22 protein-coding genes and 2 tRNA genes are annotated in these 26106 nt (G+C 64.0%); 14 read left to right on the plus strand and 10 right to left on the minus strand.

Annotated features, from left to right (window positions below; translation table 11 throughout):
* Positions 1–25: 25 nt before the first annotated feature.
* Together KUV26_RS00745 and KUV26_RS00750 are read left to right on the plus strand one after the other, a co-directional pair.
* A tRNA-Asp gene (locus KUV26_RS00745) sits at positions 26–102 on the plus strand.
* A 67-nt stretch (positions 103–169) separates the two neighbouring features.
* A tRNA-Asp gene (locus tag KUV26_RS00750) sits at positions 170–246 on the plus strand.
* Positions 247–292: 46 nt separating this feature from the next.
* Here KUV26_RS00750 and KUV26_RS00755 read toward each other — a convergent pair.
* The 4 genes from KUV26_RS00755 to KUV26_RS00770 all read right to left on the minus strand — a co-directional run bounded on the left by KUV26_RS00755 (position 293) and on the right by KUV26_RS00770 (position 3692).
* Positions 293–679 carry a nuclear transport factor 2 family protein gene (locus KUV26_RS00755; RefSeq protein ID WP_222507005.1) on the minus strand — a complete coding sequence of 129 codons (387 nt, stop codon included), beginning with the start codon at positions 677–679 and terminating at the stop codon, positions 293–295.
* Between the two features lie 60 nt (positions 680–739).
* Complete coding sequence (locus KUV26_RS00760) at positions 740–961, minus strand: hypothetical protein (RefSeq protein WP_222507006.1); 222 nt, start codon at positions 959–961, stop codon at positions 740–742.
* Positions 962–1075: 114 nt separating this feature from the next.
* Positions 1076–1954 (minus strand): alpha/beta fold hydrolase, encoded by an 879-nt coding sequence (locus KUV26_RS00765; protein WP_222507007.1) that lies wholly within the window; start codon positions 1952–1954, stop codon positions 1076–1078.
* Positions 1955–2300: 346 nt separating this feature from the next.
* On the minus strand, positions 2301–3692 hold the full coding sequence (locus KUV26_RS00770) for a M20/M25/M40 family metallo-hydrolase (protein WP_222507008.1): 1392 nt from the start codon (positions 3690–3692) through the stop codon (positions 2301–2303).
* Positions 3693–4081: 389 nt separating this feature from the next.
* Between KUV26_RS00770 and hemA the strand changes: the two genes are divergently transcribed.
* The 3 genes from hemA (at position 4082) to ispG (ending at position 7897) form a co-directional block, all read left to right on the plus strand.
* Positions 4082–5317: a 5-aminolevulinate synthase gene (gene hemA / locus KUV26_RS00775; protein WP_222507009.1), complete on the plus strand. Its 1236-nt coding sequence runs from the start codon at positions 4082–4084 to the stop codon at positions 5315–5317.
* A gap of 129 nt (positions 5318–5446) precedes the next feature.
* Complete coding sequence (locus KUV26_RS00780; protein ID WP_222507010.1) at positions 5447–6673, plus strand: helix-turn-helix domain-containing protein; 1227 nt, start codon at positions 5447–5449, stop codon at positions 6671–6673.
* 102 nt (positions 6674–6775) lie between these two features.
* Entirely contained in the window at positions 6776–7897 is a 1122-nt protein-coding gene (gene ispG / locus KUV26_RS00785) for a flavodoxin-dependent (E)-4-hydroxy-3-methylbut-2-enyl-diphosphate synthase (protein WP_222507011.1), read from the plus strand.
* 82 nt (positions 7898–7979) lie between these two features.
* Here the strand turns inward: ispG and KUV26_RS00790 are convergent, their stop codons facing one another.
* Together KUV26_RS00790 and KUV26_RS00795 are read right to left on the minus strand one after the other, a co-directional pair.
* A complete protein-coding gene (locus tag KUV26_RS00790; protein WP_222507012.1) occupies positions 7980–8744 on the minus strand; it encodes a DsbA family protein in 765 nt (254 codons plus the stop codon).
* The gene (locus KUV26_RS00795; protein ID WP_222507013.1) at positions 8741–10120 is read right to left on the minus strand and encodes a M48 family metalloprotease; all 1380 of its coding nucleotides are present in this window, start codon (positions 10118–10120) and stop codon (positions 8741–8743) included. The genes KUV26_RS00790 and KUV26_RS00795 overlap by 4 nt, the downstream gene beginning before the upstream one ends.
* Here KUV26_RS00795 and KUV26_RS00800 point away from each other — a divergent pair.
* The 5 genes from KUV26_RS00800 (at position 10119) to KUV26_RS00820 (ending at position 17488) form a co-directional block, all read left to right on the plus strand.
* Positions 10119–11264 (plus strand): pyridoxal phosphate-dependent aminotransferase, encoded by a 1146-nt coding sequence (locus tag KUV26_RS00800; RefSeq protein WP_222507014.1) that lies wholly within the window; start codon positions 10119–10121, stop codon positions 11262–11264. The two genes, KUV26_RS00795 and KUV26_RS00800, sit on opposite strands and share 2 nt — an antisense overlap.
* 84 nt (positions 11265–11348) lie before the next feature.
* Positions 11349–12581, plus strand: a complete 1233-nt coding sequence (locus KUV26_RS00805) for an N-acetylmuramoyl-L-alanine amidase (RefSeq protein WP_222507015.1) — start codon at positions 11349–11351, stop codon at positions 12579–12581.
* A 167-nt stretch (positions 12582–12748) separates the two neighbouring features.
* Positions 12749–15250 carry a penicillin-binding protein 1A gene (locus KUV26_RS00810; protein WP_222502252.1) on the plus strand — a complete coding sequence of 834 codons (2502 nt, stop codon included), beginning with the start codon at positions 12749–12751 and terminating at the stop codon, positions 15248–15250.
* Positions 15251–15341: 91 nt separating this feature from the next.
* Positions 15342–16469: a peptide chain release factor 2 gene (prfB, locus tag KUV26_RS00815; RefSeq protein WP_222502253.1), complete on the plus strand. Its 1128-nt coding sequence runs from the start codon at positions 15342–15344 to the stop codon at positions 16467–16469.
* Between the two features lie 248 nt (positions 16470–16717).
* Complete coding sequence (locus tag KUV26_RS00820; protein ID WP_222507016.1) at positions 16718–17488, plus strand: DUF2189 domain-containing protein; 771 nt, start codon at positions 16718–16720, stop codon at positions 17486–17488.
* Positions 17489–17490: 2 nt separating this feature from the next.
* Here the strand turns inward: KUV26_RS00820 and KUV26_RS00825 are convergent, their stop codons facing one another.
* Positions 17491–18288: a helix-turn-helix domain-containing protein gene (locus tag KUV26_RS00825; protein ID WP_222502255.1), complete on the minus strand. Its 798-nt coding sequence runs from the start codon at positions 18286–18288 to the stop codon at positions 17491–17493.
* A gap of 235 nt (positions 18289–18523) precedes the next feature.
* Between KUV26_RS00825 and KUV26_RS00830 the strand changes: the two genes are divergently transcribed.
* A complete protein-coding gene (locus KUV26_RS00830; protein ID WP_222507017.1) occupies positions 18524–18880 on the plus strand; it encodes a cold shock domain-containing protein in 357 nt (118 codons plus the stop codon).
* A 29-nt stretch (positions 18881–18909) separates the two neighbouring features.
* Here KUV26_RS00830 and ilvN read toward each other — a convergent pair whose 3' ends face one another.
* Positions 18910–19470: an acetolactate synthase small subunit gene (ilvN, locus tag KUV26_RS00835; RefSeq protein WP_065269306.1), complete on the minus strand. Its 561-nt coding sequence runs from the start codon at positions 19468–19470 to the stop codon at positions 18910–18912.
* An 85-nt stretch (positions 19471–19555) separates the two neighbouring features.
* Entirely contained in the window at positions 19556–21307 is a 1752-nt protein-coding gene (locus KUV26_RS00840; RefSeq protein WP_222502257.1) for an acetolactate synthase 3 large subunit, read from the minus strand.
* 403 nt (positions 21308–21710) lie between these two features.
* Between KUV26_RS00840 and KUV26_RS00845 the strand changes: the two genes are divergently transcribed.
* Entirely contained in the window at positions 21711–22562 is an 852-nt protein-coding gene (locus tag KUV26_RS00845; protein ID WP_222507018.1) for a hypothetical protein, read from the plus strand.
* Between the two features lie 114 nt (positions 22563–22676).
* Positions 22677–23615: a hypothetical protein gene (locus KUV26_RS00850; protein WP_222507019.1), complete on the plus strand. Its 939-nt coding sequence runs from the start codon at positions 22677–22679 to the stop codon at positions 23613–23615.
* A gap of 84 nt (positions 23616–23699) precedes the next feature.
* Here the strand turns inward: KUV26_RS00850 and KUV26_RS00855 are convergent, their stop codons facing one another.
* Entirely contained in the window at positions 23700–24689 is a 990-nt protein-coding gene (locus KUV26_RS00855) for an MBL fold metallo-hydrolase (RefSeq protein ID WP_222507020.1), read from the minus strand.
* 266 nt (positions 24690–24955) lie between these two features.
* On the opposite strand from KUV26_RS00855, the gene KUV26_RS00860 reads away from it, so the two are divergent.
* Complete coding sequence (locus KUV26_RS00860; RefSeq protein ID WP_222507021.1) at positions 24956–26104, plus strand: lytic murein transglycosylase; 1149 nt, start codon at positions 24956–24958, stop codon at positions 26102–26104.
* Positions 26105–26106 lie beyond the last annotated feature (2 nt).

Raw genomic sequence — 26106 nt, forward strand, 5'->3', positions numbered from 1 at the left:
AGACGGTCTGCCGCAAGGCGAAAATGCGGTTGTAGCTCAGTTGGTTAGAGTACCGGCCTGTCACGCCGGGGGTCGCGGGTTCGAGCCCCGTCAACCGCGCCACTTTCGCCCGCCGCCCTGGCGCTTCAGGGTCCGCCCCGGACGGGGACCATGGCCGAAAGGCCCATGCGCGGTTGTAGCTCAGTTGGTTAGAGTACCGGCCTGTCACGCCGGGGGTCGCGGGTTCGAGCCCCGTCAACCGCGCCACTTTCCTTTTCAGTCATGTTGGTGCCGCATACGCATGCGGCGCGTCTTATTCGTTTTCCGGGGTGTCCTGGCTGAAGCTGTTGCGCCAGCTCCCGGCGTCCTGTTCCCACAGGGATGAGATCAGCATCGTGCTCCATTCAGATCCCCCCGCAGCCAGGTAGGAGGCGCGGTAGCTGAGCAGCACGGCCTCAGCGGTGATGACTCTCAGCTGTGCATTGCTAAGGCGGTACGCACGCATCACCGGCCCGTCCTTCAGCTGATCGCAATGTCCCGATTTGTCCGAGAAACCGCTTGGGTATACGCCGAGGAAATCCTCTGTCAGCAGGCGCCCGTCGGCCACAGGATCGCCGGCGGCCAGCGCCTCCCAGACCTTGGTTTCCAGAGCCAGGATTTCGGCCAGTTGCGGGCCGTCTGTCAGAATCGCTGTCGTCATGCCGCCAGCCTGACTGCCGGAAACGGGTCAGGCAAGCCGTTTGGCGGCGGCCGCGGGCGGTCAGATGGCAGGCGGGTTCGGTGCCGCCTCAGTGTCGTGGCGCCAGCCGGTCAATTCCGCATTCACCCATGTCTTGAGGCGGTCGAGGTCGGGCTGGGGGTGGGATTCCAGGTAGCGCAGCAGCACCCGGGTGCCATGCTGATAGCCGGCGCGGTAGCTTTCCTCCGGATCGGTCTGGTTGCCCTCGAAGCCGGGCGGGCGTTTGAATCTGCTTTGTGCCATCGCTGCCTCCATCTGCAATGCTGGAAAGGGTAGGGCAAGAGCGATAAGCAAGCCTTAACCGGGTGCGTTAAACGCACGTGAAACCCGGGGCTTCGTCCCGGTTCAGGCACCGCTTCAGGGCGGCGGCAGGGGCGTGAGAAACTCCAGCAGCGCGGCGGCGGTTTCATCCGGGGCGCTGTCGATGAAGAAATGCCCGCCCGGCAGGCCCCGTGCCGTGATGTCCTGCAGGCAGGGCTCCCAGGTTGCAGCGACGTCATAGCCGCGGGCCATGGCGCCTTCGGCTCCGTAGAGCACCAGTGCCGGGCACCGGACCCGGCGACCCAGGTCGCGGGCGTCGTCGTGAAAGTCCACGTCGATCGCAGCGCGGTAATCGTTGCACATGGCGTGGATGCAGGCCGGATCCTGCCAGGCGCGGCGGTAGGCGGTCAAGGCGGCAGGCGGGAAGTCCGAAAGCGATGCGCGGCCCCAGCCCAATAGGCAGCTTTCGAAATAGGCCTGCGGAGCGGCGCCGATCATCCGTTCCGGCAGCGGCGCGGGCTGGGCCAGGAAGAACCAGTGGTAATAGGTGCGGGCGACCTGCTGCGTCAGCTTGTCCAGCAATGTGTGTGTTGGGATGATGTCCATCACGGTGAGGCTGGCGACGGCCTCTGGCGCATCCAGCGCCAGCCGGTGCGCGGTGCGCCCGCCGCGGTCGTGACCCGCCAGGTGGAACCGGGGAAACCCCAGCGCCTGCATCAGCGCCAGCTGGTCGGCGGCCATGCTGCGGAAACTCATTGCCTCCACGCCTTCGGGTTTGGAGCTGGCGCCGTAGCCGCGCAGGTCCGCTGTCACCACGGTGAAGCGGCGCGCAAGGGCAGGGGCGGTTTCCTCCCACATTTCCTTGGTCTGCGGAAAACCGTGCAGGAGGAGCAGCGGCGGCCCGCCGCCGCGCAGGGTGTAGGCGATCTGCTGGCCGTTCACCTGCAGGGTGCCGGATTGCTTGGATGCTGGCATGGACTTCTCCCTTGTCGGCGGCGCCTTACCGGGATTGGACCCTGAAGGCGGCAGAGGATCAAGTGTGCCGCTGTATTCTCGCAAGGGGAGCGGCTCCCGCGCCCTTGCGGCGCATCACAGATGCCCCGCAGAGCCTTGGGGCCGGCGCCGTGCTGCTGCACGGCGCGCGCCGCATCCGCGGCGCCGGGCCCAACGGGAAGAGGGCCTCGCCAGAGGCGTGATGACGGGCGGGAGTACGCCTGTGCCGGCGTGGGGCAGGGCAAGGGCCCTGCCAATGCTCGCATGGCCCGGCCACCGGAAGGCAGGCAAACGGGCAGAGCTTCGCGGAGCGTCCGCCCGCCGCCGGCTACTTGGCGGTCAGCGCATCCAGGATGCGGGCCCAGGAGCGGATGCCCTTGTGGAAGCTCTTCAGGTCATACTTTTCGTTCGGCGAATGAATGGCGTCGTCATCATTCGCGAAACCGGCCAGCATCGATTCCATGCCGAGGATCGATTTGAAGAAGCCCGCGATCGGGATCGAGCCGCCCATGCCGCAGAATACCGCCTCGCGCTGCCATTCGTCCGTCAGGGCGGCGCGGGCGGCGGTGAACTCGGGGCGGGTGATGTCCATGACGGAGGCTTTGGAGCCCTCCAGATCGTTGTCCCAGACCACCTTGCAGTCGGGTTTCAGCTGCGCCTCAACGTGTTTGCGGATCTTCACCCGCAGCGCGTCCGGGTCCATGTCGCCGACCAGGCGGCAGGTGATCTTGCAATGCGCCTCCGACGGGATCACGGTCTTGGAGCCTGCGCCGTTGTAGCCGCCCCAGAGACCGTTCACCTCCAGCGTCGGGCGGGCCCACTGCTGTTCCAGCACCGAACGGTCTTTTTCGCCGTGGGCCTGAGTGTAGCCTGCGTTGTCGAGATAGTCCTTCTCGTCGAAGCCGCAGCCCTCCCACTGGCGCAGCTGGTCCTCGGGCACCTCGTGCACGCCATCATAGAAGCCTTCGACGGCCACCTTTCCGGTTTCCTCGTCGTAGAAAGAGGCGACGATGCGGCTGAGCTCGCGCAGCGGGTTCAGGCCGGGGCCGCCGTAATGGCCGGAATGCAGGTCGATGCGCGGGCCGATCACGGTGAATTCATCCTTCAGCATGCCGCGCAGCTGCGAGGAGATCGACGGCACCCCGCGCGACACCATCGAAGTGTCGCAGATCAGCGCGATATCGGCCTTCAGCTCTTCGGCATTGGCCTCCATGAAGGGGATCAGCGACGGCGAGCCGGATTCTTCCTCGCCCTCGAAGAAGAAGGTGATGCGGCAGGGCAGGGAGCCGTTCACCGCCTTCCACGCGCGGCAGGCTTCGACGAAGGTCATCAGCTGGCCCTTGTCATCAGAGGCGCCGCGGCCGCGGAATACCGTGCCGTTCGGGGTGTCCTCCAGCTGCGGCTCGAACGGCGGCGTGTTCCAGAGGTTCAGCGGGTCCACCGGCTGCACATCATAATGGCCGTAGAACAGCACGTGCGGGGCATCGGTGTTTTCCTCGCCCACATGGCCGACCACCATCGGATGCCCCGGGGTGGCGCGTTTCTCCGCCTTGATGCCGATCGAGTTCAGGTCGGCGACCAGCCAGTCGGCAGCCTTGTCGCACTCTGCCTTGTAGGCCGGGTCTGTCGAAATCGACTGGATCCGCAGCAGCTCCATCAGCCGCCCGGTTGCGGCGTCCAGCTCTGCGTCGATCCGGTCCAGAACGTCATTCAATGCCATCTCTTGCTCTCCTGCATCTGCGGGGAAGGCCCCGGAAACCGGGCCGATTTGCCGCGGACCCTAGCAGTGAGCATCAAGAGGGGCCAGAGGTCATGGTGCCGGATTTCTCCTGCTATTCCAGGCGCCGGGGTTTCCGATCCTGAACTTCAGCCGCCGGAAGGCGCGGCAGATACGACGCAAACGGACACAGGTTGGCCGCAGCTGTCCTTGCCGGGGCATGGTTTAAGCTCTATTTGACCTGCATCAATGTTGCGCACCCCTGGCGGAGCGTATGCAGTTGATCGAAGGGGACGCCTGGGGTAACCATTCGCGAACGTGATTGCGGCCTAATCGTCAGAAGACCCGTGCCCTTTACACAGCCCGCGTGCTCCGCAGGAGCACAATTAGCTATGGAGATGCCGGTGGACTATACCGCGAAACTGGACGCAGCGATTGCCAGCCTTCACGAAGAGGGCCGTTACCGGACCTTCATCGACATCGAGCGCAAGAAGGGTCATTACCCGCATGCGGTCTGGACCCGGCCCGACGGAAGCCAGCAGGACATCACAGTCTGGTGCGGCAACGACTACCTTGGCATGGGGCAGAATCCGGTTGTGCTGGACGCGATGCATGGCGCCATCGACTCCACCGGCGCAGGTTCCGGCGGCACCCGCAACATCTCCGGCACCACGGTTTACCACAAGCAGCTTGAGGCCGAGCTGGCCGATCTGCACGGCAAGGAAGCGGCGCTGCTGTTCACCTCTGCCTATATCGCCAACGACGCGACTCTGAGCACCCTGCCCAAGCTGTTCCCGGGGCTGATCATCTTTTCCGACGCGCTGAACCATGCCTCGATGATCGAGGGCGTGCGCCGCAATGGCGGCGCCAAGCGTATCTTCCGCCACAACGACGTCGCCCATCTGCGCGAACTGCTGGAAGCCGACGATCCCAAAGCGCCCAAGCTGATCGCCTTCGAATCGGTCTATTCGATGGATGGCGACTTCGGACCAATTGCGGAAATCTGCGACCTGGCCGATGAATTCGGCGCCCTGACCTATATTGACGAGGTGCATGCGGTCGGCATGTACGGCCCCCGCGGCGGCGGCGTCACCGAGCGGGACCGGCTCGCCCACCGCATCGACATCATCAACGGCACCCTGGCCAAGGCCTACGGCGTGATGGGCGGCTACATCGCGGCTTCGGCCAAGATGTGCGACGCCATCCGCTCCTATGCGCCGGGCTTCATCTTCACCACCTCGCTGGCGCCTGCAGTGGCGGCCGGGGCGGCGGCCTCGGTGGCCTATCTGAAAGGCGCGCAGGACCTGCGCGACAAGCATCAGGACCAGGCCAAAGTGCTGAAACTGCGCCTCAAGGGGTTGGGTCTGCCGATCATCGACCACGGCAGCCACATTGTGCCGGTGATCGTCGGCAACCCCAAGCACACCAAGGTGCTGTCCGACCATTTGCTGGAGGACTACGGTATCTACGTGCAGCCGATCAACTTCCCCACTGTGCCGCGCGGCACCGAGCGGCTGCGCTTCACGCCGTCGCCGGTGCACGGTCCCAAGGAGATCGACGCGCTGGTCCACGCAATGGACGCATTGTGGTCGCATTGTGCGCTGAATCGTGCCGAACTTGCCGGGTAACATACTGATCAGTGTAAATTAACGCTGAGTGTGTTACGCTGTTGTCAATCAATGAGTGGATCTGAGTCGCAATTGTGATTCTTTCACCACTCTGGAACGATGGCGGCAGGCATTGATGGGACGGCAGGCATGATCGGGCGCTTCACCCAGCGCAAGCAAAATGAACATGACGGAACGGCAGAGCCGAAGGGTTTTGACGATTTCGAACTGAAGCTTGGCGACGTGATGCGCGGCGAACGGGCAACGATGGGCAAATCGCTGCTGGACGTTCAGCGGGAATTGCGGATCAAGGCCTCCTACATCGCAGCCATCGAAAATTCCGATCCCTCGGCCTTTGACACCCCCGGTTTCATCGCGGGGTATGTGCGCTCTTACGCACGTTATCTCAATATGGATGCGGAGCAGGCGTTTCAGGACTTCTGCAAGGAAAGCGGCTTCTCCGTGGCGCACGGCATGTCGGCCGAGGCATCCAGCCGCAGCAAATCCGGCAGCGCGCCGGCAGCGGCTTCCAAGGGGCTGGGCGGCGATGCCTTCGCCTCGCCGAACACGCCGTTCATTCCCGCTCCCAGCGGCATCCTGAGCCAGATCGAGCTGCGCGCCGTCGGGTCGCTGATGGTGCTGGCCGGGTTGATCGGCGGCATCACCTACGGCGGCTGGGCCGTGCTGAAAGAGGTTCAGCAGGTGCAGTTTGCACCGGTGGACCAGACCCCGGCGGTGCTGGCCGATCTCGATCCGCTCAGCGGCGCGGTGCTGGAAGTGGCCGAAGGCTCCCAGGATCCGGCAGCGGAGGCGCTGGACCGGCTGTACCGTCCGCAGGCGCTGGATGTACCGGTTCTGGTGGCGCGCGATGCACCGATCTCGACCATTGATCCGTCTACGCTGGGCAATTTCGCGGCACCGGACGTGCCATCGGTCAGCCTGGCGGGCGCCAGCCTGCCGTTTGACGGCGCGGGCCCGTTGCCGGCTGGCGAGCACGGGCCGCAAGTGCCGCAGGTGGTGGCAGAGGTTGCGCCGGGCGTCGAAATGGTTGCGGTGCGTCCCTCCTGGGTGCAGGTCACTGCAGCGGATGGCAGCGTGATCCTGGAAACCATCATGGATGCAGGCCAGCGGTTCCAGGTGCCAATGACCGAAGATGCGCCGAAACTGCGCACCGGCGAAAGCAGCGCCATCTACTTTGCTGTCAATGGTGAGCATTTCGGCCCGGTCGGCAAGCGCGGCCAGGTCACCAAGAACATCGAACTGTCGATCGACGCGATCACCGGCCGCTTTGAGCTGGCCGACCTGCAGGACGGCAAGAACGAGGCGCTGGCCACATTGGTCGCGCAGCTGCAGGCGGAACAGCAGCCCGCTGAATAATCCTGCCGCAGGAATTCGCACAAGACGCCTGGTGCCGCCATTGCAGCGCCGGGCGTCTGCACGTATCTAGGCGCTAACAGGATCCAGCCGGGACACGAACGCATGTCGATGAACCACATCCGCCCCTGGCGCCATATCGAGCGCCGCAAGAGCCGCCAGATCCACGTCGGCAACGTGCCGGTCGGCGGCGATGCCCCGATCGCGGTCCAGACCATGACCAACACGCTGACCACCGATGTGGCGGCGACAGTGGCGCAGGTGCAGGCGGCGGCTGAGGCCGGTGCCGATCTGGTGCGGGTCTCGGTGCCGGATGAGGCGTCCGCCAAGGCGCTGAAGGAGATCGTGCGCGAAAGCCCGGTGCCGATCGTCGCCGACATCCATTTCCACTACAAGCGCGGCATCGAGGCCGCCGAGGCCGGGGCTGCCTGCCTGCGCATCAACCCCGGCAACATCGGCGATGAAAAGCGCGTGGCCGAGGTGATCAAGGCCGCCCGCGACCACAATTGCTCCATCCGGATCGGGGTGAACGCAGGTTCCCTGGAAAAGCATCTGCTGGAAAAATACGGCGAACCCTGCCCGGAAGCGATGGTGGAGTCGGGCCTGGACCACATCCGCATCCTGCAGGATCACGACTTCCACGAGTTCAAGATCTCGGTGAAGGCGTCCGATGTCTTCATGTCGGCCGCGGCCTACCAGCAGTTGGCAGAGGCCACCGACGCGCCCATCCACCTCGGCATCACCGAGGCGGGGGGCTTTGTCTCAGGCACCATCAAATCCGCCATCGGCCTCGGCCAGTTGCTATGGATGGGCATCGGCGACACCCTGCGCGTCAGCCTGTCGGCCGATCCGGTGGAGGAAGTGAAGGTCGGCTTCGAGATCCTCAAATCCCTCGGCCTGCGCCACCGCGGCGTCAACATCATCTCCTGCCCGTCCTGCGCGCGGCAGGGGTTTGACGTAATCAAGACGGTGGAAAAGCTGGAGCGGCGGCTGGAGCATGTGAAGACCCCGATGAGCCTCAGCATCATCGGCTGCGTGGTGAACGGCCCCGGCGAGGCGCTGATGACCGATGTAGGCTTCACCGGCGGCGGCGCGGGGTCGGGCATGGTCTATCTGGCGGGCAAGGCCAGCCACAAGATGTCCAACGACCAGATGGTCGACCACATCGTTGAAGAGGTCGAGAAAAAGGCCGCCCAGATCGAGGCGGCCCAGGGCGCAGCGGAATAAGGCGTCTCAAGCGCTAAACCGGCTTCCTTTTTGTGAAAATACTCTGGGGTCCGGGGCAAAGCCCCGGTCCAGTGCTTTCGGATCAGCTCTGCTGCTCGCGGATCTCCGCCACCATGATCTCCATCTGATCGGCGGGCAGGTAGCCGCGCAGCAATTCCGTGCCCAGCACGAACGTCGGGGTGCCGGAGATCGCCATCTTCTGCGCCAGCGCGCGGGTCTGGCGCAGCTCGGCGGTCACCTCTTCGCTGTCCATCTTGGCGAAAATCGCGTCTGCATCCAGCGACAGCCCTTCGGCCAGGCGGCGCAGCGCTACCTCGTTCGGTTCGCCGCCGAACTCGATCAGCGCATCATGCACCTGCTTGTAGGCGTCATCGCCTGCCGCATGCTTGGTGGCGACGGCAAAGCGCGCGGACAGCACCGACGCATCCCCCAGGATTGGAAACTCCTTGATCACAAGGCGGATATTGCCGTCGCTTTCCAGCAGCTTGGCCACCTCAGGCGCGGCGCGGCGGCAGTAGCCGCAGCGGTAGTCCATGAACTCGACCAGGGTGATGTCGCCGTCCGGATTGCCGCCGACCCAGGAATAGCCGTCGTTCTGCAGCTCGGCCAGGTTCTCCTCCACCAGCACGTCATCGCGGGCCGCCTCGGCCTGCTGCTGGCGCTGCTCCAAAAGGTCGACTGCCTCCAGGATCAGTTCCGGGTTGGACAGGATGTATTCGCGCACCTCATTGCCGAAAGCCTCTCGTTCGTCCTCGGACATGGCGCTGATATCAAAGGCCTGCGCCGGCGCGCCGGCAAGGGCGAGGGCAGTGGCGGCCGCAGTGGCGGTGCGGGTGAAAAGGGTCATTTTCTTCTCTTTCTCTTCTGAGCTTGTTCATAGGCCGCCAGCACGTCCTGCGCCCGCCGGGCAGAGGGGGAGCCTGCTGGCAGCTGGGCGACCGCCCGTTTGGCGTGAATGCCGGCGTCATCCAGACGCCCCTGCAAGGCATAGCGTTCAGCAGTGACCAAGGCGGCCATGCCGGTCTGTCCGGTCTTGGCGTAGGCCAGCGACATGTCGCGCAGCAGCACCGTATTGCGGAAGTCGATAGCGCGGGCGCGTTCCATGGATTTGAGCGCCGCCTCGGGCTGGCCGGACGCCAGCTGGGCGCGGCCGTAGCCGGTCAGGACCAGCGGGTCCCCGGGGGCAAGGCTCACGGCCTTGCCGTAGGCGGCAAGCGCTGCGCTCCACTGGCGGTTCTCGATCAGGATCTGGCCTTTGAGTTCATGATAAAACGGGTCGGTAGGGCGCGCGGCCAAGGCGCCGTTGACCGCTTTCAGTGCCTTCTGGAGGCTGTTCTGGCGGTGGTAGGCGGCCGCCTCGCGCATCAGGCGCACGTCCTTGAACTGCTCCTCACGCACCCGGCGAAGGGTCCATTTCGGGGCGCGGGTAAAGGCAGACAGTTTGCCGCGGACGCGCGCAAACCAGTACTGCGCCTCGGCGTTCGTCCGGCCCTTGTCGCCATGGGCCGCCAGATAGGCCTGCGCGGCACGGATGCGGTCACGGCTCAAGGGGTGGGAGCGGGTGTAAGGATCCTGGGTGCCGGCGCTGAGCACTTCCTGGCCGGCAAAGGCCTTGTGCAGGTCGACCAGCTCCTGCGGGCTGATGCCGGCCCGGTTCAGGTAATCGGCAGCGGATCGGTCGGCAGAGCTTTCCTCCGCGCGGGTATGGGCAAGGAAGCTGCGCAAGGCGGAATTCTGGGTGCCGATGGCAACGCCTGCGGCCGCGTCACCGCCGCCGGCGGCAGCGGCCAGCGCTGCCAGCGCCAGGCCCAGCCCTGCGGCATTTCTGGCGGAGCGCAGGTTCTGCATCCGCCGCGCCAGATGCCCGTTGGTGATGTGGGCGGCCTCATGGGCCAGCACGGCCTGCAGCATCTCCGGCGAGGTGACCTTCAGGATCAGCCCGTAATTCACGAAAATCGTTCGGGAATCCAGGACGAAGGCATTGAAGGAACTGTCATTGACCATAAGGATGCGAACCCGGTTCGCGTTGAGTCCGGCGGCGCGCAGCACCGGCGCCGCCAGCCGGTTCAGCCCGTGTTCGATATCCGGATCGCGCAGCAATGAAATGGAGGCCGCTTGCGCTGCCGCTGCAAACTGAACCAGCGCGCAAAGCAAAAGAGCCGGGATTGACGCCAGCCGGAAGAAACGGTCAAAACTCATGCGCGCACATTGGGAGATTAGCATGCGAAACTCAACCCGGTCCGAGGTCGATCCCTTCATTGTGATGGATGTGATGGAAGCTGCCCGCAAGGCCGAGGAGGCAGGCCGCCATATTATCCATATGGAGGTGGGCCAGCCTTCGACCGGGGCGCCGTCAGGGGCGCTAAAGACGCTGGGGAATGCGCTGGAAAACAATGCCTTGGGCTACACGGTTGCTCTGGGGCTGCCGGAACTGCGCAAGCGGATCGCGAGGCTCTACGGGGACTGGTACAACGTCGATCTGAATCCGGAGCGGGTGATCGTGACACCGGGTTCTTCCGGCGCTTTTCTGCTCAGCTTTACCGCACTTTTCGACAGCGGCGACCGGGTCGGCATCGGCGCGCCGGGCTATCCTTCCTACCGGCAGATCCTGAAAGCGCTGGGGCTGACGCCGGTAGATATCCAGACCGCACCGGAAAACCGGCTGCAGCCGGTTGCGGCGGACCTGAAGGGGCAGGATCTGGCAGGGCTGATGGTGGCCTCGCCCGCCAACCCGACCGGCACCATGCTGGACCATGCGGCACTGGGCACGCTGATTGATGCGGCCCGGGCAGAAGGTGCCAGCTTCATCTCGGACGAGATCTATCACGGGCTGGAATATGAGGCGAAGGCAGTGACCGCGCTGGAGCTGACGGATGAATGCTACGTCATTAATTCCTTCTCCAAGTTCTTCTCGATGACCGGCTGGCGGGTCGGCTGGATGGTGGTGCCCGAGGACCATGTGCGGGTGGTGGAGCGTATCGCCCAGAACATGTTCATCTGCGCGCCGCACGCCAGCCAGGTGGCGGCGCTGGCCGCGCTGGACTGCGAGGATGAGATGCGGGAGAATCTGGCCGTTTACGCAAAGAACCGCCAGCTGATGCTGGAGGGGCTGCCCAAGGCCAGATTCACCAAAATCGCGCCGCCCGACGGGGCGTTCTATGTCTATGCAGATGTGTCGGACCTCACGGATGACAGCCGCAGTTTTGCCGCGGAACTCCTTGAAAAGGCAGGGGTTGCGGTGACGCCGGGGCTGGATTTCGATCCCGTGCGCGGCGCGGCCACGCTGCGGTTCTCCTATGCGCGCTCCACCGCGGATATCGAGGAAGGGCTGGCACGCCTGGCGCTGTACATGGCCTCGCGCGGGTAAGCCGGGGATATCCGCAGAAGGCGGATTTTCAAGTCTGCGCAAATTGCCTAGTCTGCCGGCCAAAAGACCGGGCAAGGGGCGAGCATGGGCAGAGTGATAATTCTTACCGCATTGATCTGGGCTGCGGCGGCGGGCGCCTGGGCGCAGTCGGGCAGCAGCGGCTTCAGCGGGCTTGCGCGGATTGATGCTGAAGCCAGCCGGGTGCGCGACGCCGGGCAGGGGGCCGAGATCTCACTGGGGCTCAGCCAAGGCGTGCCGTACCGCCTGTTTACCCTGGCGGAACCGCCGCGGCTGGTGCTGGACTTTCAGGAAGTCGACTGGACCGGGCTGACGGCGGATAAGCTGGTCCAGGGCGAACAGGTCTCTGCCGTGCAATTCGGGACCTATGTGCCCGGCTGGGCGCGGCTGGTGCTGCAGTTGGCGGAACCCATGAAAGTGGCTTCAGCCGCGATGTCGGTGGATCAGGTCACTGCCGCCGCCCGGCTGGCGGTGACGCTGGAGCCGGTCGCCGCAGAAGAGTTTGCCGCCAGCGCCGGGGCGCCGCAGGATCCGCGCTGGGACTTGCCCGCGCCGCAGGTGATGGAAGGCAAGACGGAGCGGGACGAGAACGCCCCGCTTCTGGTGATGCTGGATCCTGGCCACGGCGGCATTGATCCGGGTGCCGAGACTGAACATGGGATCATCGAAAAACACCTGATGCTGCAATTCGCGCGCGAACTGGGCGAGGCGCTGGTGCGCTCCGGCCAGTTCACCGTGATGATGACCCGGGACGGCGACTATTTTGTCTCTCTGGAGCGCCGTATCGCGATGGCGCATCAGGCCGGAGCTGATGTGTTCATATCCCTGCATGCCGACACCATCTCCGAGGGCCGCGCGCACGGCTCCACCGTCTATACATTGTCCAGGGAGGCCTCCGACCAGGCCTCTGCCAAACTGGCGGAACGGCATCTGCGCGGGGATCTTCTGTCCGGCACCGACCTGAGCCAAGCGGACGACCGGGTGACCGGCGTGATGCTGGACCTGGCCCGGCAGGAAACCCAGCCGCGCAGCGACGCGCTGGCTGCGGCGCTGATCGACGGCCTGCGCGGGCAGAAGCGCCCGATCAACAATCGTCCGCTGCGCTCTGCCGGGTTTTCGGTGCTGAAATCTGCCGATATCCCCTCGGTCCTGGTGGAGATCGGATTCCTGTCCAGCAAGCGCGACCTGAACAATCTGGTGGATGCTGAATGGCGCGCCAAGGCCGCCCGGGGCATTCTGAACGGATTGATCACCTGGCGCGCCCAGGACGATGCCCGCCGGGCGCTGGTGCGGCAGTAGGCATAATCGTGCCAGTTTTCCGGGGGCGGGGCGCTTTCCCGCCCGGGGTGCGGTGAAATCTGGCAGGATTTTCCCACCCCTCCCGGCGCTAACCCTCCCTTTCCCGTTTTGACGCGGGCGGTTGCCGCACCTATATAGGCGGCACCCCGCGTGAAAGGCCAACATCCGTGCTCAGGTTCATACTTTCTTTCTTCGGCTCTATTTTCAGCACCATCACCCTTGGCGTGGCGATGGTGGCGCTGACCATTGGGGCGGTGTTCTGGATTTACGGCCGCGACCTGCCAAGCCATGAGTCGCTGGCCCAGTACCAGCCGCCGACGATCAGCCGGATCTATTCAGGCGAAGGCCATCTAATCGATGAATTCGCCAAGGAGCGGCGCCTGTTCACCCCGTCGGCGGAAATCCCGGATCTGGTGAAGCAGGCCTTCATCTCGGCCGAGGACAAGAACTTCTACAGCCATTCAGGCTATGACGCCCGCGGCATCGCCGCCGCGGCGATCGAGGCGGTGCGCTCACGCGGGCAGAACGTGCGCGGCGCCTCCACCATCACCCAGCAGGTGATGAAGAACTTCCTGCTGTCCGGCGACCGACGGGCCGAGCGCAAGATCAAGGAAATCATCCTCGCCACCCGGCTCGAGGAAACGCTCGACAAGGAGCGGATCCTGGAATTGTACCTGAATGAGATTTTCCTCGGTCAGAACTCCTATGGCGTGACCGCCGCGGCGCAGACCTATTTCAACAAGACCCTGGGCGAGCTGGCCCCGCATGAGGCGGCGACCCTTGCCGCGATGCCCAAGGCGCCGTCCGACTACCATCCGGTGCGCCAGAAGGAGCGCCTGCTGGCGCGGCGCAACTACGTGCTGCGGGAGATGCGCGAGAACGGGTATATTTCCAAGGACGTTTATGAGGTTGAGGTGGCGCAGCCGCTGCGCTCGGTCCAGAACGGCGATTTCGAGGGCTTCCGAACCACGCTGCCGCCGCGCGACTACTTCACCGACGAAATCCGGCGGCAGCTGACTGAGGATTTCGGCGAGGGCGAGTTCTTCACCGGCGGCTTTACCGTGCGCGCCACCATCGACCACGAGATGCAGGCCGAAGCAGCGCTGGCGATGCGCGGCGGGCTGGAGAAATACGACCGCTCGCGCGGGAAATGGCGCGGCACCGGAGTGACGCTGTCCGAGGAGCAGCTGAAGGACGAGGCGGCCTGGCGCGCGGCGCTGGAAGCCGCCGATGTGCCGCGTGACATCGTTCTGGGCGGCCGCTGGTATCCGGCGGTGGTGCTGGAGGTCGGCAGCGAAAGCCTGACCGTCGGCGTCGAGAACAGCGAAGGCACCGGCTCTGTGCCTCGGTCCGACATCAAGTGGATGAAGGGCAGTTTCGCCGACAATTTCACACGCGGCGACGTGGTGCTGGTCAGGGCTGAAAAGAAGGACGATGCCTTCAGCCACTGGTCGCTGCGCCAGGTGCCGGAAGTGCAGGGCGGCTTTGTCGCGATGGACGTGAACTCCGGCCGGGTTCTGGCGATGCAGGGGGGCTTCTCCTACCAGCATTCGGTGTTCAACCGCGCCACCCAGGCGATGCGCCAGCCGGGCTCCAGCTTCAAACCTTTCGTCTATGCGGCGGCGCTGGACAGCGGCTACAGCCCGGCGACCATCGTCGTCGACGCCCCGATCGAGATCAACACGCCGCAGGGACTGTGGCGGCCCAAGAACTCCACCAACAAGTTCTACGGGCCGACGCCTTTGCGCACCGGCATCGAGATGAGCCGGAACCTGATGACCATCCGCCTGGCGCAGGAGGTCGGGATGCCGGTGGTGGCGGGCTACGCCGAGCGCTTTGGCGTTTATGACAACATGGGTCCGTTCCTGGCCAACTCGCTGGGGTCTGAGGAAACCACGCTCTACAAGATGGTGGCGGCCTATGCGATGTTCGCCAACGGCGGCGAGCGGGTGCAGCCGACACTGGTGGACCGGGTGCAGGACCGCTTCGGCAAGACCATCTACCGCCATGACGACCGCGACTGCGTGGATTGCTCGGACCCGGCATTGGCGCCCGGTCAGGCGCCGCGCATCGTCACAGATCGCGAGCAGGTGATGGACCCGATCACCGCCTATCAGCTGACTTCCATGATGAAGGGGGTGGTGGACCGCGGCACGGCGTCGAGCGTGATCAACCTGCCGGTGCCCACCGCGGGCAAGACCGGCACTACCAACGATTCCCGCGATGTCTGGTTTGTCGGCTTCACCTCTAACATCGTGGCAGGCTGCTACATGGGGTTCGACCAGCCCCGCCCGATGGGCCGCGGCGCCTATGGCGGGACCATGTGCGGTCCGGTGTTCCAGCAGTTCATGAAGAAGGCGACCGAGAAATTCGGCGGCGGCCCGTTCGAAGTGCCGGAGGGCGGCCATTTCATCAAGATCGACCGCTACACCGGCGCCCGGCTGCCGGACAATGCGTCCGGGCCCTATGTGGTGGCGGAGTATTTCCGGGATGGCGCGGAGCCGATCTTCGGCCTCACTTATGACGGCGGCTTTGCGATGGGATCGAACCTGCCGCTGATCGAAGAGGTGCAGCAATCGGGCCGCAAGGTCACCACCTCCAGCGGCGGCACTGCGGTGCTGGGGCCCAAGGCGACCTTCGGCACCGTTAGCTCCGGCGGGCTTTACTAACCTGCTTCTGCAAAGGCTCCCGTGCGCCGCTTGCCCGCGGCGCGCGGGTGGTTTATCACGCAAGCCTGACAAGAGATTTCAAGGAACTGAAATGCGCGCGGAAACCCAGAATATCGTCGCAGACATCGAGAAATCGCTGGAGCTTCTGGCCCAGCGAATGAACTGGGAAACCGCCGAATACCGGCTGGAGGAGTTCAACGCGCGCGTTGAGGATCCGAACCTGTGGGACGACCCGGAGGCGGCGCAGAAGCTGATGCGCGAGCGCCAGGCGCTGGTTGATTCGATTGAAACCTACAAGGGAATCCAGCAGGACCTGTCCGACAATATCGAGCTGATCGAGCTGGGCGAGATGGAAGACGACGCCGAGGTCATCAAGGACGCCGAGGCGGCCCTGGCGGCGCTGAAAGAGAAAGCGGCCGAGAAGGAGCTGGAAGCGCTGCTGGACGGTGAGGCCGATGCCAATGACACCTTCCTGGAGATCAACGCAGGCGCCGGCGGCACCGAAAGCTGCGACTGGGCCTCGATGCTGGCGCGGATGTACGTGCGCTGGGCCGAGAAGAAAGGCTACAAGGTCGAGCTGCAATCCGAGAGCGCGGGCGACGAGGCGGGCATCAAATCCGCCGCCTACAAGATTTCCGGCCACAACGCCTATGGCTGGCTGAAGTCCGAGAGCGGCGTGCACCGGCTGGTGCGGATCTCGCCCTACGACTCGGCGGCCAAGCGGCATACCTCGTTCAGCTCAGTCTGGGTCTACCCGGTGGTGGACGACAATATCGAGATCGAGGTGAACCCGGCCGACATCCGCGTCGACACCTACCGTTCCTCGGGCGCCGGCGGCCAGCACGTTAACACCACCGACTCGGCGGTGCGGATCACCCACATGCCGACCGGCATCGTGGTGACCTCGTCCGAGAAATCCCAGCACCAGAACCGCGATATTGCCATGAAGGCGCTGAAATCGCGCCTATACCAGATGGAACTGGACCGCCGCAACGCCGCCATCAACGAGGCGCATGAGGCCAAGGGCGATGCGGGCTGGGGCAACCAGATCCGCTCCTATGTGCTGCAGCCCTACCAGATGGTGAAAGACCTGCGCACCCAGCATGAGACTTCCGACACCAAGGGCGTTCTGGACGGCGACCTCGACGGTTTCATGGCCGCCACCCTGGCGCTGAATGTTTCCGGCAAAAGCCGCGCCGACGCGCAGGCCGAGGACTGACTCCGCCGCTGCCCGGGCGGGGCAGCCGGATTTCCGGTGAAATGCGTGAAAAGGGCTGCCGGTGCGGGCGGCCCTTTTCCGTATACCGGCACGGGCTGCCGCTAAATCATGCATCTGCAAGGCATTTTATAATCCTGGTTTCGCGGCTAGGCTGAACGGACTCATTTTGATTGCTGCAATCGGACACGAAGCCGAACAGCCGGGAGACGCCGGCGGGGCAGGCCTGCCAGAGGGGAGAACAGAGCGCGATGAGCACAGAAAAGCCGTTTGGCGTACCGCCGCTGCGGCCTGTCACGACGCAAATGCTGTTTGAGGCGCTGCGCCGCGGCTGGGAGGATTTCCGCAAGAAGCCGCTGTACGGGCTGTTCTTTGCGGCGGTTTATGTGCTGGCGGGCTGGGTAATGGCCTGGATCACCGTGCACACCGGCACCACGTACTGGCTGGTTCTGGCAGCTATCGGCTTCCCGCTGATCGGCCCCTTTGCCGCGGTCGGCCTCTATGAGGTGTCGCACCGGCTGGAGCAGGGTAGGGGAATTGCGGTCGGCCGGATTCTGGGTGTCGTGCTGCAGCAGAGCCGCCGCCAGCTGCCGTCGATCTGCGCCATCATCGTGGTGGTGTTCCTGTTCTGGTTCTTTCTGGGCCACATGATCTTTGCCCTGTTCATGGGGCACGCCACCATGACCAACATCTCGACCTCGGCCGAAGTGTTCCTGACCGTCAACGGCCTGGCCATGCTGACGGTCGGCACAGTTGTGGGAGCGCTGTTTGCGCTGTTGCTTTACATGATCACGGTGATCGCGCTGCCGCTGCTTCTGGATCGCGAGGTGGACTTCGTCACTGCCATGATCACCAGTTTCCAGTACGTGCAGCAGAATTTCATCGTGATGATGATCTGGGCCGCCACAATCGCCATTCTGACCTTTGCGGCGCTGCTGCCTTGGTTCCTGGGGCTGTTTCTTGTGCTGCCGCTGCTCGGCCACGCCACCTGGCACATCTACCGGCTGGCTGGCGCCAGTTAGCGTCAGCGGAAAGGCTGGCCGGTGTTCAGCAGGCGCCGGTGGAAGGGCAGAAGCGCATTTTCATCTGCAAAACCCGCGCTGCGGGCGGCCGCCAAAACCTGGCCGGTGTCACGGCCCAAATGCTCATAGACCATCCGCGTCACCCGTTCACCGGCGCCGTTTTCGCGGACGGTGCGGGCCACGTATCCGGACCAGAAGTTGTTCTCCAGCGATGCCGCCCGCGCCAGGTAGTTGAAAGAGTAGGTCATTGCCTTGCGCCGCGCGATGACAAAGGCGACACCATCCTCGTGGCCGCTGATGTAGCCGCGGAACTCCCGCACGCCGGGAGTGGCAGGAAGGCCCTGGCTCAGCATTGCCTCCTTGGCTTCGAACCCCTTGATATAGGTGACGCCCTCTGCCCGGAAGACGTAGACCAGGCCGATCACGAACTTCTCTTCGTTAATAAAACTGCGGCGGGTGAAGCGGTAGAAACCGGAGGGAAAGAACTCCTCCGTCAGCTGCTGCACGCCGTGGCCGAGGAAATCTGCCAGAAAGGCGCCGTTTACAACCTGGCCGGCCTTGGAAAGCGTGTCCACCGGGTCCAGAAGAATACGCGCATCGACGTCAAAGAAACGGCAGATGCGGTCCAGAACATCCGGCCGCGGAAAACTCTCGCCGGAGAGGTAGCGGTTGAATTGGGTGCGGTTGATGCCCAGCTGGCGAGACAGTTCCGAAATGGACGGGTATTGCCGCGCAAGCTGACGCAAATTTGCGCCAAACATGTTCCTCAAGTCGGCTGGGGAGCGGTTCTGGCTGTTCATTCCGGGTCCTGACGGTTCCGCTTTTACGTAGAATTTTCCCCTTTTGCCGGTAACTTATGCCAGTTTCCGGCATCGGCATAGCTGCCCTCGCAGCCCTTGTGCGTCAGGGGTGTCGCTAATTCACGTCAGGAGGCTAGTCAAACTGACACAAAATGCAATAGCGAAACCCGATTTTTGTCATGTTGGCGTCAGCTCAATTGGTCCAGAATTAACGTGCGGCAATACGAGGACTGGTATGATTGGAGTCATTTTATGGAGTGACGCCCCCCTGACCAAAGCCGTGATCTGGTGCGATGACCAGGGGGACCTTGCTTTTTTCTCAAACAAGGCCGGGGTCGACTTTCCGGAGTTGCATCCGGGGGACTGGGTTGAGTTTGATATAACCTTGAGTGGTAATATCAGGGTTGCGGAAAATCTTGCGATCGTGATGGAGCAGGGCAGCCCGGGTCTGGCAGACCGGCTGTGCGCCACCGCAGACTGCGGCGGATCGGCTGAAGAAGCCCGCGAGCAGGAGCAGAAGGTTGTTCTGTTCCCGCTGCAAGCAGCAAAAGAGCGGCGCGTATCCGCGCCGCTGCAGTTCGTTCAAATGTAGCGCCAGCCCGGTTCGGGGAGGCAGCAGGATCAGTTGCCGCGCAGCAGGGCGGCAACACCGGTGCGGGCGATCTCGCTCAGGCCGAGCGGGCGCATCAGATCGGCGAAGGCATCGATCTTTTCCGGCGCACCGGTGATTTCAAAGACAAAGCTGTTCAGGGTGCTGTCGACGACGTTGGCGCGGAAGATATCCGCCAGCCTCAGCGCTTCGACGCGCTTGTCGCCTTCACCGGCCACCTTCAGGATCGCCAGCTCGCGCTCCACGGCAGCGCCCTCGACCGTCAAGTCATGCACGTCGCGGACCGACACGATGCGGCCGAGCTGCGCCTTGATCTGTTCGATCACCTGCGGGGTGCCGGTGGTGACAATGGTGATGCGGCTGAGGTGGCCGGTATGGTCCACCTCCGCCACAGTCAGGCTTTCGATGTTGTAGCCGCGGCCGGAGAAAAGCCCGATGACGCGGGCGAGGACGCCGGGTTCGTTTTCCACCAGCACCGCAATGGTGTGCCGCTCCTGCACGTCCGAAAACGTCGGGCGCAGGTTGTAGGCGGAATGGCGGTTGGAGCCTTTTTTGATGTGTAGGGCAGACATTCGTGGTCTTCCTCTCGTATGTCGCTGCCTGAAGGACACGGGCTTTCAGGCGAATTCCTCGAAGAAACTTGCGGCGCTGCCGCGGTTACACCAGCACTGCGCCGCCGGCCTGGATGACGCCCTGCGTCTCGGCCTCGCCCAGCAGCATCTCGTTGTGCGCCTTGCCCGACGGGATCATCGGGAAGCAGTTCTCGTGCTTCTCCACCAGGCAGTCGAAGATCACCGGCCCGTCGTATTCGATCATTTCCATGATCGCATCATCCAGGTCCGCGGGATCGCTGACGCAAATGCCCTTGCAGCCGAAGGCTTCGGCGAGCTTCACGAAATCAGGCAGCGCCTCGGACCAGCTGTGGCTGTAGCGCTCGCCGTGCAGCAGCTCTTGCCACTGGCGCACCATTCCGAGGCGCTCGTTGTTGAGGATGAACTGCTTGACCGGCAAGCGGAACTGCACCGCGGTGCCCATCTCCTGCATGTTCATCAGCCAGGACGCCTCGCCCGCGACGTTGATGACCAGCGCGTCCGGATGCGCCATCTGGGCGCCGATCGAAGCCGGGAAGCCATAGCCCATGGTGCCGAGCCCTCCGGAAGTCATCCAGCGGTTCGGATCCTCGAAGTTCAGGTACTGCGCCGCCCACATCTGGTGCTGGCCGACTTCGGTGGTGACATAGCGGTCGCGGCCCTTGGTCAGTTCCTCCAGGCGCTGCAGCGCATACTGCGGCTTGATGGTCTTCTCGGAGTTCTTGAACGACAGGCAGTCCACCGCGCGCCATTCATCGATCTGCTTGTGCCATTTCTGCAGCGCCTCGCGGTTCACTTTGCGGCCGCGCGATTTCCAGACCTTCAGCAGATCCTCCAGCACATGGGCGACATCGCCGACAATCGGAATGTCGACCCGGATCACCTTGTTGATCGAGGAGGGATCGATATCGATATGCGCCTTTTTCGACTTCGGGCTGAAGGCATCGATGCGGCCGGTGATCCGGTCATCGAAGCGGGCGCCGATGTTGATCATCAGGTCGCAGCCGTGCATCGCCATGTTGGCCTCGTAAAGCCCGTGCATGCCGAGCATCCCCAGCCAGTTCCTGCCGGACGCCGGATAGGCGCCAAGCCCCATCAGGGTCGAGGTGACCGGGATGCCGGTGGCGTCGACCAGTTCACGCAGCAGCTGGCTGGCCGCCGGGCCGGAGTTGATGACGCCGCCGCCGGTATAAAACACCGGGCGCTTGGCCTTCTCGATGGCCTCGACCAGTTCGGTGATCTCCTCCATGTCGCCCTTCAGCTGCGGCTGGTAATGCGAGGCCGAGGGTTTCGGCCCCTGATACTTGCCGCTTGCGAACTGCACGTCCTTGGGGATGTCGACCAGGACCGGGCCCGGGCGGCCGGATTTGGCGACATGGAAGGCCTCGTGCAGCGTTCCGGCCAGCGCTTCGGTGTCCTTGACCAGCCAGTTGTGCTTGGTGCAGGGGCGGGTGATGCCGACGGTATCCGCCTCCTGGAAGGCGTCCGAGCCGATCATGAAGGTCGGCACCTGGCCGGTCAGAACCACGATCGGGATCGAATCCAGCAGCGCATCGGTGAGGCCGGTGACCGCATTGGTGGCGCCGGGGCCGGACGTCACCAGCACAACGCCGGGCTTGCCGGTGGAGCGGGCATAGCCTTCGGCGGCGTGCACGGCGCCCTGTTCGTGCCGCACCAGAACATGGCGGATGTCATTCTGCAGAAAGATCTCGTCATAGATCGGCAGCACGGCGCCGCCTGGGTATCCGAAGACTACGTCCACACCCTGATCCTTCAGGGCTTGGACAACCATCTTTGCGCCGGTCATTTCACGTGTCATCTGCTTTTTGCTCCAATTGGCGGCATCGTCCGTTACGCATAAAAAAAGCCCCCGATTTCAGGTCGGAGGCGCATGGGTTCGATTATGGTCTACCGTTACCGGCCCATGCGCTTGGTTCCTACGATTACGACTAGGGTGGTCACGGCCACAGGCTCCTTTTTGCGTTGCGGGCGACATTATGTGTGCCGGGCAGGGGCGTCAACCGCGAAAGCTGTCAAAAAAGACCTGTTCAGGGACATTTTCTTGCTCCCGTCACGGGGTGGTGTGAAATATCCGCGAAAATGGCGGCGGTTTCGGGGGCGGAATCGTTCAAAACCGGCATGCCTGTGTCCCGTTTGTGCCAGATCAGCCCTCCTGCTGCGGGCAAGTTCAAGTGCAAAGAGGTGACAAGGAAGGACAAGGCATGGCGGATCTTGCAGAGGTTGTGGATCTTGGACGCTATCCAATCGACCGCCCGGGCTCGCAGGCTTATGCGCGGATGATGGAGGATTTGCAAAGCGAGCTGGAGACTGACGGCTGTGCGGTGCTTCCGGGATTCGCGCATTCGGACGGTATTGCCCGGCTGGCGGCAGAGGCCGAATCCGTGGCCAGCCAGGGACATAAGTCCTTCAGCCGCACCAATGCCTATTTCTCCAAGGACGATCCGTCCTTGCCGGAAACCCATCCCGTCCGCCAGTTCTACGACCGCTCCAACGCCTTCATCCCGGCGGACAACTTCGGTGCGGACGGCCCGCTGCGGGCGGTTTATGAATACCCTGGATTCATGCCGTTCATCCGTGAAGCCTTGGGGGAGCCGGAAGGCCGCTTCTTCCGCTATGACGACCCGCTGGCGGATGTGATCGTCAACATGGTGGAGGAAGGTCAGGGCTTCCCCTGGCATTTCGACACGAACAATTACACGGTGACGCTGGCCATCCAGAACGGCGAGGCGGGCGGCGAATTCGAATATGCACCGATGCTGCGCACCTCCACGGACGAAAATTATGACGGGGTGGCGCGGGTGCTGGCAGGCGGCTCGCCGCTGGTGCACAAGCTGGTGCTTCAGCCGGGGGACTTGCAGATTTTCCGCGGCCGCTATTCGCTTCACCGGGTGGCCCCGGTCGAAGGCCCGCGCAGGCGCTATGTCGGTATCTTCTCCTTTGCCGAGACCGAGGGGATGTGCGGCGGGGTGGAGCGCACCAGGCAGCTTTACGGCCGGGTTCTGCCGCGCCACTACGAGCGTGAAGGGCTCCGCGCCGACGCCCTGCGGGACTGAAACCGGCTTGACCGCGACGCAGGCCAGGCTGCAGATAAGCACAATGCAGATTTCGCCGCTGGTCAGAGGATACGCCGTTTGCCCAAGGTCATATTCCACCTGAAGAAACAGCAGATGGAAGGGTACACAAAAGGCCAAGGGCTTGAGCTTTTCCGGATCATTGAACGGATGCTGGCAGAAACCGGCAGCGAAGCAGAAAAGCGGGCCAAGGATCCAGACATCCGGATCGGCACCCAGCAGGTGGCGGATGGCCGGTTCGCGGACGGCAATCTGCATATCTTCAGCGACCATCACATGAAGATGCCCAACGTCCTGAACGCCGCTTCGGCTTATCTGCCCGGTTTCTGGCATCTGGATCCCAAGGGTATCCGCAGCTACAGCTCCATCGCTGACCGCCCGTTCAGCCCGGACATGGTGCCCTTCAAATATGCCAAACGGTTCTACGGGCGCCTGCAGCACCAATTCAGGGACAAGCGGCGCTCCCGCTATGGCCAGATGAAGGACAGGACCGAGGTGCCGGATGGCGCCATTGCTGTCTTCTTCCAGGGCCGGTATCCGCTGGACGCAGGCGCGACGACGTTTAGTGATATCGAGGTTCTGAAGGATGTGCTCGGCGGTGCAGGCAGCCGGCCGGTTCTGGTCAAGCCGCATCCTCTGACAGCCGACATCGACAGCCTGACCGCCTTGCTGGAAATCGCCGCGCAGGACGCCCGGGTCATCCCCACTCAGGCCAACGTCCATGACATTCTGGCGGCCTGCTGTGTTTGTGTCTCGGTGAATTCCGGAGTGGCCGCCGAAGGGTTTCTGCATCGCACCCCGGCGGTGTTCTACGGCGCTACCGACCTGCACCACATGGGGGAAACCATTGCCGCGCCGGGGCAGTTTGACGGAGCGCTGGAGCGTGCTCTGGCCCGCACCGGCGGGTATGCGCAATTCATGACCTGGTACTTCAGGAACAACTGCCTCGAAATCGGCGCGGCAGGGCTGGAACAGAAGATCTGGAACATCTTTGCCAGTGCCGGATTTCCGCCGGAACGGTTTGCCGGCGGCTGACAGGTCTTTCCGAGGCAACACCGGGCGCCCCGGGGCGGGGCGCCCGGCGCGCCGGGCACAACGTGTTTGCGGCAATGCTGAGGGTTACTCCGTCAGCGCGTTGTGCCCGAAATACAGGAACTCCTTGTCCATTCCCTGCACATCCGCTGCTGCCAGCGACAGGGAGGCGCCGTCGAGCATCCTGAAGCTGTTCTGCCCCTTCACCCAGCTGTCGGCAGGCTGCAGCGTCGACAGCGTGTAGGTGGTGGTCTCCGACAGGTAATGGGTGGGGATCACCGCCTTGGGCTGGATCCGCTCGACCAGCGCGTTGGCCTGTTCGTAGGACAGGATGTGCTCCGAACCGTCGACCGGCAGGGTCAGCACGTCGATGCGCCCGATGGCATCCCAGAACCCGTCCGCGGGATCGGGCCGGTTGTCGCCCCAGATCAGGGTGCGGATGCCGCCAGTTTCCACCACATATGTCACCATGTCCATATGGCCCGGGTTATTGGGCGGGCAGGCCTCGACCCCGAACTCGGCCAGCGCATCGGTCCAGGGATACCAGCCCGGTGCAACACAGGCGTGCTTGTCGGCATAGCCGGTGATCCTGAGGTCCGCGAATTCGAACGCGCCCGCCATCCGGTCCAGCACCATTGTCGATTGCGGCCGGTCAATGGCGTCGTGGTCGAAATGGGTGTGGGTGGACATGGTGATGTCCACCAGCACCTCCGGGAACTTCTGCTTGAACCACAGCCCCCAGGCGCCCGAGGGATCGTCGCGCCACGGGTCGAACAGGACCGAGGCGCCGCCGGGGGAGGTGATCTTGAGCGCGCAATGGCCGTAGAAATCGATCTTCACCTCGCCATCTGCAAAGGCGGACATGTTCTGCAGGTCGATCACATGGTTGTTGTTGCCGGGCTGCAGCCAGTCGGTCGATTGCGCCTGCGCGGTGGTGGTGCCCAGCAGGCTGGCGGCGGTTCCGACACCCGCAGCACCTGCCGCCGCAAAGAAGCTGCGACGTGACAGGCCGGGGGCCAGATCATCCTTGCGCCCATCGAGCCTGGCCGGTTTCAAGTCCTTCTTCTGCCCATCCATTGGTTGCGTCTCCCTGTTGTTGTCTGGCCGCCGCTTTGGCGCAGCGATGCAAACAGGCTAGGCGCGTAATGCTCCAAGGGGTGCCCCGGAAGATTATGGGGGGATTATGGGGGCAGTCCCCATAATCAGAGCGCGAAGGCGGGCGGCGGGGATTTGCTGCGGCGGAATTCCGGGTCTTGGCGGCAAGGATGGATTCTGGCAGCCTGTCCGGCAAAGGATCCGGCTGAAACCGGGCAGCAAAACACCTGATGGAAGAGGCAGAGAGCATGAGCATCACACGGCGTCACTTCGGATTTGGCCTGGCAGCCCTGGGGCTTGCCGCCTGCAGCGGCACAGTGCCCGCGGGCAGCGGCCCCAGCGGCGCCTCCGGCTTGCCTGCGGACCTGCAGCCCGTGCCCAATGCAGGGTATGACGCCTGGGTTGCTTCGTTCCGCAGCCGGGCCGAGGCGCAGGGCATTTCGGCGTCCACCCTGCGTGCGGTCTTCCGCGGGGCGGGGTATCTGCCCGGCGTCGTCACCCGCGACCGCAACCAGACCGAATTCAAGCGCTCGCTGGAGGATTACCTCTCCATCGCCGTCTCGGAAGAGCGTCTGAGCAAGGGGCGTGCCGCCTTTGCCCGCCACCAGTCCACCCTGCGCACTCTTGAGCGCAGCTATGGCGTCGATGCGGAAATCATTTGCGCGATCTGGGGGCTGGAGAGCTTTTTTGGCGAGCGCCGCGGCAATGTGCCGGTGATCTCTGCCACTTCAACGCTGGCCTATGACGGGCGGCGCGGGGCGTTCTTCGAAAAGCAGCTGCTGGCGGCTCTGAAGATCCTTCAGAACGGCGACATCACGCCCGACCGGATGACCGGGAGCTGGGCGGGAGCAATGGGGCATACCCAGTTCATCCCGACCTCCTACCAGGCCTTTGCGGTGGATTTCACCGGCGACGGGCGCCGAGATATTTGGTCCGAGGATCCGACCGACGCGCTGGCCTCCACCGCGGCTTACCTGCAAAGAAACGGCTGGACCCGCGGCCTGAAGTGGGGCGGCGAGGCCGGGGCGACCGGCACCCCGCCGGGGCGCAGCCTGCAGCCGCAGCAGGGCGGACCGGTATTCACTGTCACCAGCAACTTCAATGCGATCAAGCGCTACAACAACTCCGACTCCTACGCGATCGGTGTGGGCCACCTGGCCGACCGCATCGCCGGCGGCGGCCCGCTGCGCGCCAGCTTCCCGCCGGACAAATACGGGCTGACCAAGGACGACCGCATCCTGCTGCAGAAGCGCCTGACTGCGCGCGGCTTTGACACCGGCGGCGCCGACGGGGTGCTGGGACCGAAAAGTCGTGCCGCCATCAGCGATTACCAGTCCAGCCGCGGCCTGGCCGCAACCGGCGATCCGTCGCAGGCGCTGCTGAACAGCCTGAAATAGCG

The sequence above is a fragment of the Leisingera daeponensis genome (assembly GCF_019801465.1).
In the GTDB taxonomy this organism is placed as follows: Bacteria; Pseudomonadota; Alphaproteobacteria; order Rhodobacterales; family Rhodobacteraceae; genus Leisingera; species Leisingera daeponensis_A.